At 42.0% G+C, this 14,137-nt stretch carries 13 protein-coding genes; 11 read left to right on the top strand and 2 right to left on the bottom strand.

Translation table 11 applies throughout. The annotated features are described in order from the left end of the window. The first annotated feature begins 48 nt into the window (after positions 1-48). Together ABWV76_RS06030 and ABWV76_RS06025 are read left to right on the top strand one after the other, a co-directional pair. Entirely contained in the window at positions 49-1,242 is a 1,194-nt protein-coding gene (locus ABWV76_RS06030; protein WP_353375531.1) for a CaiB/BaiF CoA transferase family protein, read from the top strand. Between the two features lie 315 nt (positions 1,243-1,557). Continuing rightward, positions 1,558-2,184, top strand: a complete 627-nt coding sequence (locus ABWV76_RS06025) for a hypothetical protein (protein WP_020414239.1) — start codon at positions 1,558-1,560, stop codon at positions 2,182-2,184. A gap of 70 nt (positions 2,185-2,254) precedes the next feature. Here ABWV76_RS06025 and ABWV76_RS06020 read toward each other — a convergent pair whose 3' ends face one another. After that, the gene (locus ABWV76_RS06020) at positions 2,255-2,800 is read right to left on the bottom strand and encodes a carboxymuconolactone decarboxylase family protein (protein ID WP_020414238.1); all 546 of its coding nucleotides are present in this window, start codon (positions 2,798-2,800) and stop codon (positions 2,255-2,257) included. A gap of 725 nt (positions 2,801-3,525) precedes the next feature. On the opposite strand from ABWV76_RS06020, the gene ABWV76_RS22020 reads away from it, so the two are divergent. From ABWV76_RS22020 to ABWV76_RS05995, 6 genes are all read left to right on the top strand, one after another. Next, a complete protein-coding gene (locus ABWV76_RS22020) occupies positions 3,526-3,855 on the top strand; it encodes an ATP-binding cassette domain-containing protein (protein WP_445365234.1) in 330 nt (109 codons plus the stop codon). Positions 3,856-3,899: 44 nt separating this feature from the next. Next, positions 3,900-4,163 carry a hypothetical protein gene (locus tag ABWV76_RS06015; RefSeq protein ID WP_353375530.1) on the top strand — a complete coding sequence of 88 codons (264 nt, stop codon included), beginning with the start codon at positions 3,900-3,902 and terminating at the stop codon, positions 4,161-4,163. A 118-nt stretch (positions 4,164-4,281) separates the two neighbouring features. After that, positions 4,282-4,749 (top strand): ATP-binding cassette domain-containing protein, encoded by a 468-nt coding sequence (locus ABWV76_RS06010; RefSeq protein WP_353375529.1) that lies wholly within the window; start codon positions 4,282-4,284, stop codon positions 4,747-4,749. Between the two features lie 78 nt (positions 4,750-4,827). Next, positions 4,828-6,360 (top strand): cryptochrome/photolyase family protein, encoded by a 1,533-nt coding sequence (locus ABWV76_RS06005; protein ID WP_353375528.1) that lies wholly within the window; start codon positions 4,828-4,830, stop codon positions 6,358-6,360. 384 nt (positions 6,361-6,744) lie between these two features. Beyond that, positions 6,745-8,058: a hypothetical protein gene (locus ABWV76_RS06000; RefSeq protein ID WP_353375527.1), complete on the top strand. Its 1,314-nt coding sequence runs from the start codon at positions 6,745-6,747 to the stop codon at positions 8,056-8,058. 11 nt (positions 8,059-8,069) lie between these two features. Next, positions 8,070-9,134, top strand: a complete 1,065-nt coding sequence (locus ABWV76_RS05995) for a hypothetical protein (RefSeq protein ID WP_020414235.1) — start codon at positions 8,070-8,072, stop codon at positions 9,132-9,134. A 971-nt stretch (positions 9,135-10,105) separates the two neighbouring features. On the opposite strand, the gene ABWV76_RS05990 is transcribed toward ABWV76_RS05995, so the two are convergent. Further along, positions 10,106-10,522, bottom strand: coding sequence for a VOC family protein (locus tag ABWV76_RS05990; protein ID WP_020414234.1), 417 nt, complete (start codon positions 10,520-10,522; stop codon positions 10,106-10,108). An 873-nt stretch (positions 10,523-11,395) separates the two neighbouring features. Between ABWV76_RS05990 and ABWV76_RS05985 the strand changes: the two genes are divergently transcribed. Genes ABWV76_RS05985 through ABWV76_RS05975 form a run of 3 tightly spaced genes read left to right on the top strand, consistent with a single transcriptional unit; the run spans position 11,396 to position 14,107 of the window. Continuing rightward, complete coding sequence (locus ABWV76_RS05985) at positions 11,396-12,181, top strand: outer membrane protein OmpK (protein WP_020414233.1); 786 nt, start codon at positions 11,396-11,398, stop codon at positions 12,179-12,181. A 1-nt stretch (position 12,182) separates the two neighbouring features. After that, complete coding sequence (locus ABWV76_RS05980; protein ID WP_020414232.1) at positions 12,183-13,532, top strand: NCS2 family permease; 1,350 nt, start codon at positions 12,183-12,185, stop codon at positions 13,530-13,532. Positions 13,533-13,543: 11 nt separating this feature from the next. Further along, the gene (locus ABWV76_RS05975; protein ID WP_020414231.1) at positions 13,544-14,107 is read left to right on the top strand and encodes a phosphoribosyltransferase; all 564 of its coding nucleotides are present in this window, start codon (positions 13,544-13,546) and stop codon (positions 14,105-14,107) included. Positions 14,108-14,137 lie beyond the last annotated feature (30 nt).

Here is a 14,137-nt window from a genome sequence, read left to right as displayed (position 1 = left end):
CCAGATTATTCACATAATCATATAAAGATAAAACAGGCTTGCGATGCTATGAAAGATCAGAATGCCCCCCTGCAAGGCCTCAAGATACTTGATTTCTCCACCCTTTTACCGGGCCCCTATGCCACTATGTTATTGGCCGATATGGGGGCTGATGTTTTACGGGTCGAGTCCCCAACGCGTCCAGATATGTTGCGCAGCTTCCCACCCATGGTTGATACTAAGCATCCCCTTTCAGCGGCGCACGCTACAATCAATCGTAATAAAAAATCCCTGGCACTTGATCTAAAAAAACCGGAAGCAAGGGAGGTTATTCGCCGTTTACTTGGGAAATACGATATTGTCATTGAGCAATTTCGACCCGGTGTTATGGATAGGCTTGGATTTGGATATGAGTCCCTTCAAATCATCCGCCCAGATATCATTTATTGCTCAATCACCGGATACGGGCAAACAGGCCCACTGAAACAGCGCGCCGGTCACGATATCAATTACCTGGCTCGCTGCGGCCTAGCCAGCTATTCAGGCAGGAGTAAAAGCGGCCCCAGCCTAAGTGGTATGCAAATTGCCGATATTGCTGGTGGTTCGCACCACGCGGTAATGGCGATTCTGGCCGCTGTATATAAGCGTCAGCAAACCAATAGCGGGACATATATTGATATCAGCATGACCGACTGCGCATTTGCCCTAAATGCCATTAGCGGAGCTAATGCCCTGACTGAAAGTTGTGATCCGAAGTTGGAAATGGAACTTCTTAATGGTGGTAGCTTCTATGATTATTATCAAACTGCGGATGATCGTCACCTGGCCGTGGGTAGCCTGGAACCGCAATTTGCTGAGGCATTTTTTGTAGGCATAGGTCATCCAGAGTGGGAAGACCGTATATTTGATGAAACTCAAAAAAATCAACTTAAACAAGATATTGCCAACATCATTATCCAGCGTGAGCTTATAGAATGGATACGTGTTTTTGAAAAAAGCGACGCCTGTGTAGAACCCGTGCTCAGCTTCAATGAAGCCGCTGAAAGTTCCCTAATGCAAGAACGCAAAATGCTAAGTGTGGCATTAACAGCTAACGGAAATAGGGTCAAGCAAATAAATACCCCTTTTCATTTTGGCAATGAAAAAAGTCAACAACATATAGCAGGCGCAGATCTTGGTGAGCACAGCGAAGGTATATTATTGTCTTTGGGATTCACCCAGGACGAAGTAAAGCAAATCTGTGCTCAAAGCACTTCTTGCTAAAGACTCAGGAATAACTGGTCGTCTTTAGCAGTTCTCAATATGGACAAGCTATGACTCATAGAAATAAAGGGCTTACAGGCTAGCTAGTGCAAACTAGCTCTTAATCATCCTTTTATGAAAGGAAGTACAAGTTATTAACTATTTTCAGTGTCGATTTGTTAATCAGCTCAACAATCACTGGATCTAAGAATCAGGCTCACAAAAAACAGATTCTTCCGATCACACCTAATACTGCGCTCTACCCTCTCAATTGTATTTATGGTACTGCTTGGGCATAATTTAACGTGATAAAAATAACCCTAGGATTCGAGATTTATGACAAATCCTTTCTGGCGATTTATCGCCGCCCGGAGGGCGATTTTTCGCAAGTCCTCCTACCTTCGCGTTACCGGTTGGCTTGAATCATTTAAGCGTGGCTACCCTTGTGATGTAGATGGCAATGCTCTTCCATGGATGAATTATCCTGTAATTCACTTTCTCAAAGAGCGCCTAAGTAAAGATATCAATGTATTTGAGTTTGGAAGTGGTTTTTCAACCCGATTTTATGCCGAGCGGGTATCTTCAATACAAAGTGTGGAAGACAATCCCAAGTGGTTTGAAACAATGGCTAAGCAATTACCAGATAATGCCAAAGTCATTTTGCAAGAGGCGGATGAAGATGGAGAGTATTGCCGGTCAATCAACAAATTTGAACAGAATTTCCAGCTTGTGGTAGTGGATGGACGTGACCGGGTAAACTGCTTTAAACAAAGTTTATCTCGCTTAACCGGTGACGGGGTCATATTGCTGGATGATTCATCCCGCAGTAAATATTCTCCAGCTATTGATCTTGGAAAATCTGCTGGATTTAAAGTTCTTCACTTTGAAGGGATTAAACCCACGACAACAGGTTTACACCGCACCAGTTTGTTTTATCGATCGGAAAATTGCCTGGGTCTATAATCAAGATCATTTAGCTCCGAAATAAAGTTAGTTACAACTTATCTACTCAGCCTAAAAAATAAGAAAACTATCAATGTCTCCCCATTTTAACTGGGGAGACAATGGATTTGAGAACTTCATCATTCTCAAACGGGACACCGGTTGAGTCAGAATACCTGGTCAGCATATTGAACCAACTTAACAGAAAGATTGCCCTGCAGGCCATGTCATAGGTTCCATAATGATCCACAAAGGCCTTCACTGAATCTTCAGACATTTTTGCGTTATTGGTTATTTCATCACAGGCCTTGCAAAGCACCTGGTGCCAGGTTTCCAGAGGGCCTAAATCATCAGAAAGCACTATATCAACAATTTCTTGAGGGAGTGCAGCGGTCTTTCGATGAAAATTTATTTCATACTGAGAATCATTATCCTTACAAATACGATAAAGAATAATTTCCCGATCATCATCCGGCAAATAATCATCACTAAATAACGCAGAAACTACCGAATATATTTCGGGTGCAATTCCAGTCCTAGCTAGCATTAATGCGATATTGACAGGTGGTAAACCCTGCAATAACTCTTGAGTTTTATTGTCGAAGTCCTGTACTGAAGCCAACGGTATTCTGCTCATAAGGCGCTCCACAAATGACTACTTGGACAAATTAAAGAGTTTATTTTTATAATCCATCCCGAGCGACCATCGTATTGTAGGACCAACTGAAAATTAATCCCTTTTTCAAATAGTTACTCACATATAAATTATAAAATGACTGCAGCGGTAAAAATATCTTTTGTATAACCGGCAACTCACTACCAGGCTAACTGTTTAAGCCCGAAGAATAAGCAACAATGTATTCCCCTCTGGAAAAAAGTTCTTGAATCATCTTCGATGATTCATTAGGGTATATGGTTAAAATAAGTATCCACGTCCTGAATCTCCATACCTTATACTTCGATTGGAGCCATTTACGCCGATGAATTAAACCCGCACTCTATTGCGGTCCCTTTTAATCCTATGCAGGTGATTAATCCTATGCAGGTGGCGTAATTTCGACAAGAATATATCTTCCCTGAAAGTAGAAATACGCTGCCCAATTCGATCATCGGAGGGCATATGATAGCTATTTGTACTATTGAAAACCTTTCTCTAGCATTTGGAGATACATCTCTTTTCCAAAAAATGAATTTGGAATGACCTCCCGGTATGATCGGTCTAGTTGCGCCAATGGTTATGGTAAATCCACTTCTAAAAATACTCTGCGGGCAAACCTCAGCTGATAGCGATAGGGTATCCTGGAGAAGGCCCTACCACATGGTACAATAACCTAATGATCATCCTGAATTAAAGATCGTCGATTGTCTCGAACAAGGAAAGCTGTACGATATTTTTTAAGGTTAGAACGGGGGCATAAATCAGAAAATGATCTGATATCTTTAGCAGACTATTGGCACCTACCTCTTACTTGGCAGTACCAGCTAGAAGAGGCAAATATTATTGCTCCATTAGATACTTCCTTAAAAAAATTGAGCGGTGGACAGAGAGCCAGATTACTCCTTTCCCATGCATTTTCACTTTCAAATAACTTCCTGCTTATAGATGAACCTAGCAATCACCTTGATGAGAATGGATGTAAATGGTTACGAGAAAAAATAATCAAGCATATAGGAGGAATATTAACAGCCTAAGATTTTATGGAGATGAATGCAGCACTTATATACAATAAAAAGAAGTGGAACAAACTGCTCTACTTCAAAAAGCAGAGGGTAATCGAAAAGCGTTAGACCAATTAAATAAAGTTAGACAGCAAAATATTCATAAATATGTCATTAGGCAACAGCAGGGTAAAAACAAAAGGAAACCTCAGAGTATGAGTCTTATGGATGCACAGAAAGATCGTGCAGAAAAAGGCCCTGGGAAATTAAAGCGTAATCTGGAGCAACGCCAATTACTGTTAGAAGCAAATCGAGATGGGATAAAAAACATCTACAATTGATTCACAAAGATTAAGACTACCGAAACTAACTCTCATTAATTGGAATTCTAGAAAGACGATACAATTACATATCGAAGATTTACAACTCCCTTATGGCTCTTATAAGAGGCCCATATCTTTGACTCCACGCAGAGAAGACCGTTGCAGGAGTTCCGGAATATATGGAAGCGGGAAATCTACATTATTAAAGGTCATCACTGGTCAGCTAAAAGCGCGAGGTGGTGTTTACAGAAATCATGATAGTTTTTGCTATTTAGATCAGGATTTCAGCATTCTCGACAAAGAATTATCCGCCTTAGACAATCTATCCAATTTCTATCCAGGTAAAAAGGAACTTGAATGGCGTACCATACTTGGAAGCCTGCAAATAAGAAGAAATACGCCTCTGCGCCCCCTGAAGTGCCTAAGTGGAGGTGAGCAACTCAAAGTGGCGTTAATTGCAGCTACACGAGGCATTACCACCACGCTACTACTGGATGAACCGGATAATCACTTGCATCTGGCGTTCCCGCCAGCTATTAACAGATGCCATTGCAGAGTTTCCTGGCACGATTTTATTGGTCTCACACGATTTAAATTTTATTGATGCTATAGGTATCGACAGTCAACTTATACTGGACTAAGAGAAACCCCATTAATTACCCAGCAAAAGAGAACACTAACTTTGAATACGCTTCGCTTGATCCTTGGGGACCAGCTGAATTATAAACACTCATGGTACAGAGAAAAGAATCAGAAAATCATATACTTCATGGCCGAAATGCGCCAGGAGACAGACTACGCCGCTCACCATATTCAGAAGGTAGTCGCTTTTTTTGAAGCTATGCAGAATTTCGCTGAATGGCTAAAATCACGCAACAAAGAAATTTTATATTATCAATTACAAGATAGAGAGAATCAGCAAGATCTTTCTAAAAATATAAAACAGCTAATAAAAAAATATGACATCAATAAATTTGAGTATCAATTACCAGATGAATATCGCCTTGATAAACAACTAGAGATTATATGTAAAGAAATACATATTGAATCTGAAACATATGATAGTGAACACTTTCTCACCAAAAGAACAGAGTTAGGTGATTTCTTTGATGGAAAAAAAACTCTTCTAATGGAGAATTTTTATCATCACATGCGCAGAAAGCATAATATTTTGATAAAAAACACAGGAGAACCTGAAGGGGGGAAATGGAATTATGATCAAAGTAATCGAAAGAAATGGAAAGGCGAGATTACAATTCCTAAACAATGCCAAATTAGAAAAGATGTAAAAAAAACACTGAGGAGAATAAATAAATCTGGAATTAAAACCATAGGAAGTATTGACCCAATAAATTTTCCATGGCCAAGTAATCGAATAGAAAGCCAAAAAATGCTTCGGCATTTTTGTAAATATTTATTACCCTATTTTGGCGATTATCAGGACGCAATGGACCCAAATGAAGTTTACTTGTTTCATAGCCGCTTGAGTTTTTCTCTCAACACCAAGATGTTAAGCCCTTCAGAAGTTATTGAGGCAGCAATTTCCCACTGGAGATCTAATAAAAAATCTATTCATATCAGCCAAGTAGAAGGGTTTGTTCGCCAAGTACTTGGGTGGCGGGAATATATGAGGGGAATCTATTGGAGAGAAATGCCTGATTATAGTAAGGAAAACAAACTAAATAACTCCAGTCCACTTCCTGCCTTCTACTGGGATGCGAACACGGATATGAACTGTCTTCATCAAACTATAAGCAACAGCCTTCAAAATGCTTATGCCCATCATATTCAACGCCTGATGATCACCGGTAACTTTGCGTTACTAACCCAAACAGATCCAAACCAGGTAGAAGCCTGGTATCTGGGAGTCTATATCGATGCTATTGAATGGGTGGAAATGCCGAATACTAGGGGGATGAGCCAGTATGCGGATGGAGGCCTATTAGCAACAAAGCCCTATGTAAGTAGCGGTTCTTATATAAATAAAATGAGCAATTACTGCAAAGATTGCCGATATAAGGTTAAGGAAAGAGTAGGAGATGATGCATGTCCGTTCAATAGCCTTTATTGGTACTTTCTACTTAAAAAAAAGAAATACCTTAATGGCAATCCAAGAATGGCAATGATGCTCAGCACATTGGATAAAATGACGAGTCAGGAGAAAAATGATATTCAGAAACAGGCAATTAGATTTCTAAGAAAGCTCTATTCTTAAGCAGGCTGTCACTTTAATTTAATTAGTACATTTAGATCAGTTAGTTCCCTATAAAAAATCTAATCGCCATACCTTATATGTGTGAAATGTATCACGATATCAACAATGACTTATTACATGTAATTACATTCCCACCACCTGTAACTTGAACGAGGATACTATTCATCCGCACTCTAAACTAATTCCACTCTGGCACTATTTTTTTATCCCGCATAGATACACAGAGAATTTTTTTGCGTATGGGCGTCCAACCTAAATTTCAAATATTTTTGAATAGAGGCGTAAAATAACAAATACCTTTTTAGTATTTTTTTAGATAAATTTATGCAATCACTCTTTCTAAAATAGCTTTGAAAACACAATGACATTGATAAGGAATCATCGATGAGTACTCTTCCCGAATCTGCCAGCAGCATGGGACTACAACCATTTGGACAGTCGGGTACTGGCCGCTCAATTATGGCTAATGGTCAACTACATGGACTGTTAGAAGGGTACAAAGAGCTTAGCTCTATACCAAGCAACGAGGGATATCATGCTCTAGCAATTACCAGCGCGGTTAATAGTCTTCGCGGTAGCGTGGCTCCAGTTAACTCTTTTCTTAAAGAGGGTAGTTCTACACGTCGCTGCGTTATAGGGGCAGGCTTTGAAATAGAATATGAGCTAAATAATTATTATGGTGGCCCACAAACTGATGTGGTAATTATAGATATTAGACTTACTGGAGATAAATCAGAAAGCAGAAACCGAGCTGCTTTGTGGAATGCAAATTTTTCATCTTCAGTTGATAGATGGATATCTAAAGATGCCCCTGAGTACATATTGGAAAAATCATCTAAAGTATCTGGATCAAAAGAATCTCCTTTTAAAATCGGAATCAATGGCTATAGCAGGGACTTGGATCACGCAATCAACATTTTGCCATCACATATAAGCCGTGGAGATACTAATAACCTAAATAAGTTGAAAGAAAATGGTTATCTTCTATTTTATGTACCACAAAAAGGTGCGCTTAAATCTGGATGGCGATGCGTAAGAAACTTAGGAAAAAGTATCACCAGGGAAGATCTAGAGGCTGCACGAATATTAGCCAACCATATGAAAGAAGCGCATGATAAAAATTATCATGTTGAGTGGACCAGCCATAGAGGGGGCTCTAAAGTTCTTACTGAGGCAATGAAGTTACTGGCTCAGAGACAAGTAGATCTTGCTGGAAAACAGAAGGTATTTCTTAGTGACCACACATCCAGCCAATATGCTGCGGATGTAGTTCGCCGTAAAATTGGCATGAATACAGATGATGCAACATGGAATAAATCTACACCGGGAATTGCCCAGTTAATAGGAGGCAAGAACCTTGGTACGGCAGATTTAGCCATATCTGCAAATACCCTTTTTAAACATACAGAGAAAGAGAATCGTCCAGGCCAGGCTGTTGATACTCTGCACCATGGGAGAAAACTATATAAAGCTGGTAAAAAAGCAGTGCTTACGGGTACCGGTGCATGGACGATAGTAACTACCCTATCGACCAAATTTGGAATATCCTTTACTATGGCACAAACTATAGTAGGCTTACTCGGCCTCAGTGCAGCACAAACAATTTTATCCAGTATACCGAGCCTTAATGAAGGCTATCATAAAAGTGCAGCCGAGCCTTCCAAACAATTGGCACAAAAGCTCTTTTCTAAAAAATAGGCATATAAAAAATGCTGTACAATAGAAGTAAATACCCTAAAGGGCCTGACTTTCAAAAGGCCAGGAAAATTCAAAAAGAACTGTCAGGCTGTAAAACCTCTTTTTTGGCACCTCCGCAATCTGACCCCTATTCCTCAATGGGAATCTGGGAGTCAGAACCCAATATCATTGACATCAATGACTTATCAAAATTCAAACCCCTAGAATGGAGGTTGAAATCTGGTGAGTTAAGGTATTTTTCTGAAGTACAAACTCTGTGTATTTATTCAAATAGATGGGGCTTCAATGGCTTACCCATTATTCAGGGACAGCGTGGAGATGTCAGTTTTTTTATAAATGTTAATTTAATAAAAGATTTACCCGTTAATGAAACTTTATTCCACAATAGAGTATTGGCCCAAGAAACATTCAGAATTTTTGATCTTACTTTTCTACAAAATTTACACAAAGGAAGAAAATCCACCCCTTTTGATCTGACTCCGTCTAGATGGCCATCTTTTTTAGGTCCTATCAACTTTCAATGGGTTAACCAGGGGGGCAGCGATTGGCTTTATTTCGAGAGCCAACCCCTAAAAGATGACTTGGAATTGATTAACTGGAGTACTCCCATTACAGAAAAGCACTTGCTTAGCTGTCAATTCTATATTAACAGATCTTCCACGAACGCTGGAAATGCTTATCGTATAAATCAAAGTGTACAAAGAGAAAATTACTTGAGACTGACACAAGAAATCATGAACACTTTTGAAATAGAGCTAACATCCAACCATAAACAGAAATACAAACGCACTCAGTCTCTTTTGGATGCTAATGAGAAACCCATCTTAACTTGCACCAGCAAACAAATTGATAATGCAAAGCATGTCCTTCAGAGTTGGAGTGACCTAGAGTTTATAGACAGTAAAAAAAATAGTGAAGATGATCACAAAGCGTCAATCGAAGAGGTTACAAAATTTCTTGAGGATCGCATTCAACCAAAATTAATGCCAAATAGCTATCCAGCCGAAGAGGAAATACAGATATCCTCTCGAATACCCCCGAAAGAAATCCAAAAAATTTTAATTGGTGAAGAATAAAAGAATATAGATAAATATACCCAAAACAAGCTGATTGAATTACGACTACAGCTTTATAGTTTTTATATTTTATTTATACCACATAGTCAACACTGGGATAATCTATGACAATTACCATTAGCTATTCGCCACAATAGTAAACTTAAGATTACCGAGTGTCACCAAGAAATCCAACGGGACCAAGTTTCCTCAAGACAAGGGGAATTGAAAAAGATCTCTCCGGCTGCCGGCTAGCCTTTATGGCCCCTCCAAGCCAAGATCCTTATTCTTCTATGGAGAAGAGGGGAAACTGAACCTGATTCGCAGAATATTTTTGACATTTCCAATTTTCGCTCAATTGAGAAGCCTATAAAGAATGGGAAACGAGAACTTTTCTCAGGAATTAATTTTTTGAGGTTATATTCAAATCGTTGGGGTTTTAATGGTTTACCACTGTCACTTTTAAAGTGTGGGTATTTTAATTTTATTATTGATGTTCATACAATGGATGACTTACCTATCAATAATAGTCTTTTTAACACTAAGATCTTGGTTGAAGAGACATACCGGTATTTCGACTTAGCTCAGCTGCAAGAATTACACTAAGGTATTAAAGAAAATCCATTTGATCTTACACAATATAAGTGGCCGTCTTACTTAACGCCATTAAATAGCCAGTGCATTCATCAAGGTGGAATAGATTAGTTTTATTTTGAAAGTCAGCCCCTTATTAGTGGATAAGATATATTAAGTTGGTTTACTGCTATAGATGAACGAATCAAACCCAGACCACTACCTTATAGTTATTCGCTAGACAACCTAATGAAGATCACTTCAAGGCTCCCTCTGAAGAAATACAAGTTGGCTATGAACTTGAGAAGTAGGAGAATGTATAAAGATTGGCAATCTGCCAGAAAGAGAATTTTTTAACCAGCCCGACAGTTAATCTTATCGAGCTGGTTTAGCTCTATACTTTGAGAGCAAGCTGAACTCTATTTAAACATCAGCTCCGGATTCACCATAGTCTTCATCTCCAAAACATTTCCGTTTGGATCTTCGATAAAGAAGGTTTCCTGCTCATATTCATTACCGACAAAACGGCGATAGGGCTTATCCAGATATTCGAGGCCGGCGGCCTCGATACGACCTTTTAAGGCTTGGAATTCATCATCTGGTAGATGAATGCCAAAGTGAGGCACTGCAACTTCGCCCATATCCACTTTGTGGCGCACATTCGGCAATTTTTCTTCGCTTTGGTGAAGGGTTAGTTCATTACCCCAAAAGTCGATATCTACCCAGCGCCCCTCTTCACTATTGCCAGTTTTACACCCCAGAACATCACAGTAAAACTTCTTTGCCGTCTCCAGATCTCCTGCAGGAATTGCAAGATGCAGACAATTGGATTTCATATAGCCTCCCACTACTGATCGCCCCTTACTACCTAACAAGTTGACACCATATAGTCATAAGCCAATGTCAAAATGATTAGATTACTTGAGCAACCGATATACACACTCGGAGCCAATTGACCCCATTTTTTTATTTATTTGACCAGGCGAAGTACAACGATAGCTACTTTCACCTGGGAGGATAATCAGAGCTTTCAACCACTCTTTACGTCTGCAAATACGCATCTATTTATAAGGAGTGGTAAGCGCAGAGACCACCTATGATCAAAAAATCACCGACAACTAAATCTAGGTCACAGCCAATAAGCAAGCTTTGAAAAATCCTCCTAAATGAGGGGTGCACTGTAACACAAGTGTTTCGAGGAATAACCGATAAAGTCTTCGCTAAAGAACTCTAAGTCAATCTCCCCACCAATATTTATATTTCAAAAGGGCAGCCCCTAATTGATGGGAACTTCTATAGAATCTCGGCCAAAAATCCCTCCTCCTTCCTTTATGTAAAGAAACTATTCATAAGTGCACCAACTTGGTGCTTTTACTCTATAAACCTTTACAAATGAAACCAGCTGGTCAAGACCTGAATCAATCACCGCGAACCTAACTACCCTGGTAATCAGACCAACTCCTCACTAGACCTTTTTTCCACTCCTCGTATGTGAGAGCAGTAAAAGATAACTTTATTTTTCTATTACGGATTTCGTTGGTACAGATTTGCTTTCCCTCTGTTTTAAAGCCGCAATTGCTGCAAAAAAAATACTGGAAAACAGTCGGTAAATTCTGGTACATTCCGCGACTATTTTTTAACCAACTCCGCCGACCGGAATGTCGGCCGCCAGTGCGGTTTCCGCCTGTCGCCGTAACAGAGGTAATAGAATGAAACCAACCAAGCCCCTGCTACTAATGGCTACCGGCCTGTTGTCTGTAGCTGCCCAAGCTGAAATGACCTGGAGCGACAACAGTCTGAGCCTGCTGTATGGCCGCAACTATGAAGTGAACTACAGCCTTTCGACGGATGATTCCGAGCGTTCCGTAGTAACTTTTGAGCACGCCAGCGGCCATAGTTGGGGCGATCTATTTATCTTTGCCGACTACCTGGACTCAGAAGAAGGTTCCAATGAACTTTACGCTGAAATTTCACCCCGCCTAAGCCTGGGGAAGCTCAGTGGCCGTGAGCTGGCCTGGGGACCTGTGACCGACGTACTAGTAGCTTCCACCGTTGAACTGGGCAATATGGATGACCCGGACGGCCTCACTGCTACCGGCCCGCATTTCACCAATACCCTTGTAGGCCTTGGTTTCGATGTGGCAGTTCCAGGATTCTCCTTTGTGCAAGTGAATGCATATCGCCGCGACAACGACGACAAAGCCAGCAACGAACAGCTGACCCTCGTTTGGGCCATGCCGTTTAGCCTGGGTGATGCCAGCTTCGTGTATGACGGCTTTATTGATTGGACCAGTGCTTCTGAGGATGCACACCCCAGCATGAACTTTACTTCCCAGCTGAAGTGGGATGTAGGTGCCAATTGGGGCGAGCCTAAAGCCCTATATGCCGGTATCGAATATGTACATTGGAATGACAAGTTTGGAATCAAAGATGGTTCCTTCGGGGTTGATTCCAATGAGCGTAACGTAAACCTGTTAGTAAAGTACCACTTCTGATATGAAACCCACTGATATCCAAACATCGGCGACCACAGGGTCTGGCATCTCCCAGGCCCCTCTGCTGGAAAAGCTGTTTAAGCTGTCCGAGCGCCAAACGAATGTTCGTCGGGAAGTGATTGCCGGCGTTACCACATTCCTAACCATGGCTTACATCATTTTTGTAAACCCCAATATCCTGGCGGCTGCCGGCATGGATAAAGGCGCCGTATTTATGGCGACCTGCCTGGCCGCAGCGATTGGTTGCCTGATTATGGGACTTTACGCTAACTATCCAATTGCCCTGGCACCTGGAATGGGACTAAACGCCTTCTTCGCCTACGTAGTAGTCGGCGAGATGGGTTACAGCTGGCAGGTGGCCCTGGGTGCAGTGTTTATATCAGGGGTGGTATTCCTGCTACTCAGTATCTTTAAGTTGCGGGAATGGATTATTGACAGTATTCCTCTTTCCCTACGGCAGTCACTTGCCGCCGGCATTGGCCTGTTCCTGGCCATTATCGCTTTGAAAAGCGCAGGTATTGTTGTTGCGAGCCCGGCTACTCTGGTAACACTCGGGGATCTCAAATCTATTGAAGCCATGCTCGCAGCTCTGGGCTTTTTTATTATCGTGGCCCTCTCTTACCGCCGTATGCTCGGCTCCGTGATGATCGGTATTCTCGCCGTAACAATTATTGCGCTGGCAATCGGCAAGGTTGAGTTCACTGGCCTGGTATCCGCGCCGCCGAGCCTGGCACCCACCTACCTCGAACTGGATATTGCCGGTGCCTTCGAAGTTGGCATGATCAGCGTAATTTTCGCTTTCCTGTTTGTAGACTTGTTTGATACCGCAGGCACCCTTCTGAGTGTTTCTGACCGGGCCAAGCTGTTGGACAAAAACGGTAAGCTTCCGGGTATGGGCAAAGCCCTGATGGCCGACAGCTCCGCCTCTGTGGTCGGCTCTGTTTTAGGCTCCTCAACCACCACTTGTTATGTAGAGAGTACCGCTGGTATCACTGCTGGTGGACGCACCGGTCTAACCGCTGTGGTTTGTGCCGTACTGTTTTTGCTGGCAACCTTCTTCTCACCACTGATCGGCATGATTCCCGCTTATGCAACCGCCGGGGCTCTGCTGTACGTTGGTGTCCTGATGACTTCCGGCCTGTCTTCTATCGATTGGGATGACATCACTGAAGCCGCCCCAGCAGTGATTGCTGCGGTTATGATGCCGCTGTCTTTCTCTATCGCCCACGGTATTGCATTGGGCTTTATCGCCTACGCAGTCATTAAAACACTGAGTGGGCGCAGTAAAGACGTCAGTATCAGTGTCTACGTGTTAGCGGCACTCTTTGTTGCCAAGTTCGCCTTTTTCTGAGGGGTACATAGATGAAAAAGCACTTTATCAGCGCACAGCAACTCTTAACGGATTCCTACGCGCTTGCGGAACAGATCTATCAAAGCGGCTTTCGCCCCAATTATATTGTCGGTGTATGGCGTGGTGGCGCTCCGGTTGGTATCGCAGTACAGGAATTGCTGCACGTGATGGGTGTGGATGCAGACCATATCGCAATCCGGACTTCGTCCTACCTCGGCATCGGCGAGCGTGACAAGAAGGTTCGCGTTCATGGCTTAAACTACCTGATCAAGCGCCTTGAGTCACACGACTCCCTATTAATCGTGGACGATGTGCACGATTCTGGCCTGAGTATTGAGCAAACTATCGAAGATCTGCGTGCGGCCTGTAAAAAGAATACACCGGAAATTCGAATTGCCACACCTTACTACAAGCCTAAAAACAATAAGGCTAAACGTGTGCCAGACTACTTTATCCACAAAACTGAAGAGTGGCTGGTTTTCCCACATGAAATTGACGGCCTCTCCAGGGAAGAAATCCTGGAGAACAAACCAGAACTGGCGCCCTATGTAGACCGGATTGCCACCGCCGTTTAACCACGGCCAAGACCGGGGGCCGAGCCCCCG

It is taken from the genome of Microbulbifer sp. NBRC 101763 (assembly GCF_040371615.1).
Taxonomy (GTDB): domain Bacteria; phylum Pseudomonadota; class Gammaproteobacteria; order Pseudomonadales; family Cellvibrionaceae; genus Microbulbifer; species Microbulbifer variabilis.
Note: the sequence above shows the minus strand (reverse complement) of the source record. Positions and strands in the feature narration are given on the sequence as shown.

What these genes read in the sequence shown, in the direction of transcription:
- ABWV76_RS06025 (WP_020414239.1), top strand. Translation starts at nt 1,558, where the DNA reads ATGACAAATCCTTTCTGGCGATTTATCGCCGCCCGGAGGGCGATTTTT.
- ABWV76_RS05985 (WP_020414233.1), top strand. Translation starts at nt 11,396, where the DNA reads ATGAAACCAACCAAGCCCCTGCTACTAATGGCTACCGGCCTGTTGTCT.
- ABWV76_RS05975 (WP_020414231.1), top strand. Translation starts at nt 13,544, where the DNA reads ATGAAAAAGCACTTTATCAGCGCACAGCAACTCTTAACGGATTCCTAC.
- ABWV76_RS06030 (WP_353375531.1), top strand. Translation starts at nt 49, where the DNA reads ATGAAAGATCAGAATGCCCCCCTGCAAGGCCTCAAGATACTTGATTTC.
- ABWV76_RS05990 (WP_020414234.1), bottom strand. Translation starts at nt 10,522, where the DNA reads ATGAAATCCAATTGTCTGCATCTTGCAATTCCTGCAGGAGATCTGGAG.
- ABWV76_RS05980 (WP_020414232.1), top strand. Translation starts at nt 12,183, where the DNA reads ATGAAACCCACTGATATCCAAACATCGGCGACCACAGGGTCTGGCATC.
- ABWV76_RS06000 (WP_353375527.1), top strand. Translation starts at nt 6,745, where the DNA reads ATGAGTACTCTTCCCGAATCTGCCAGCAGCATGGGACTACAACCATTT.
- ABWV76_RS06020 (WP_020414238.1), bottom strand. Translation starts at nt 2,800, where the DNA reads ATGAGCAGAATACCGTTGGCTTCAGTACAGGACTTCGACAATAAAACT.
- ABWV76_RS05995 (WP_020414235.1), top strand. Translation starts at nt 8,070, where the DNA reads ATGCTGTACAATAGAAGTAAATACCCTAAAGGGCCTGACTTTCAAAAG.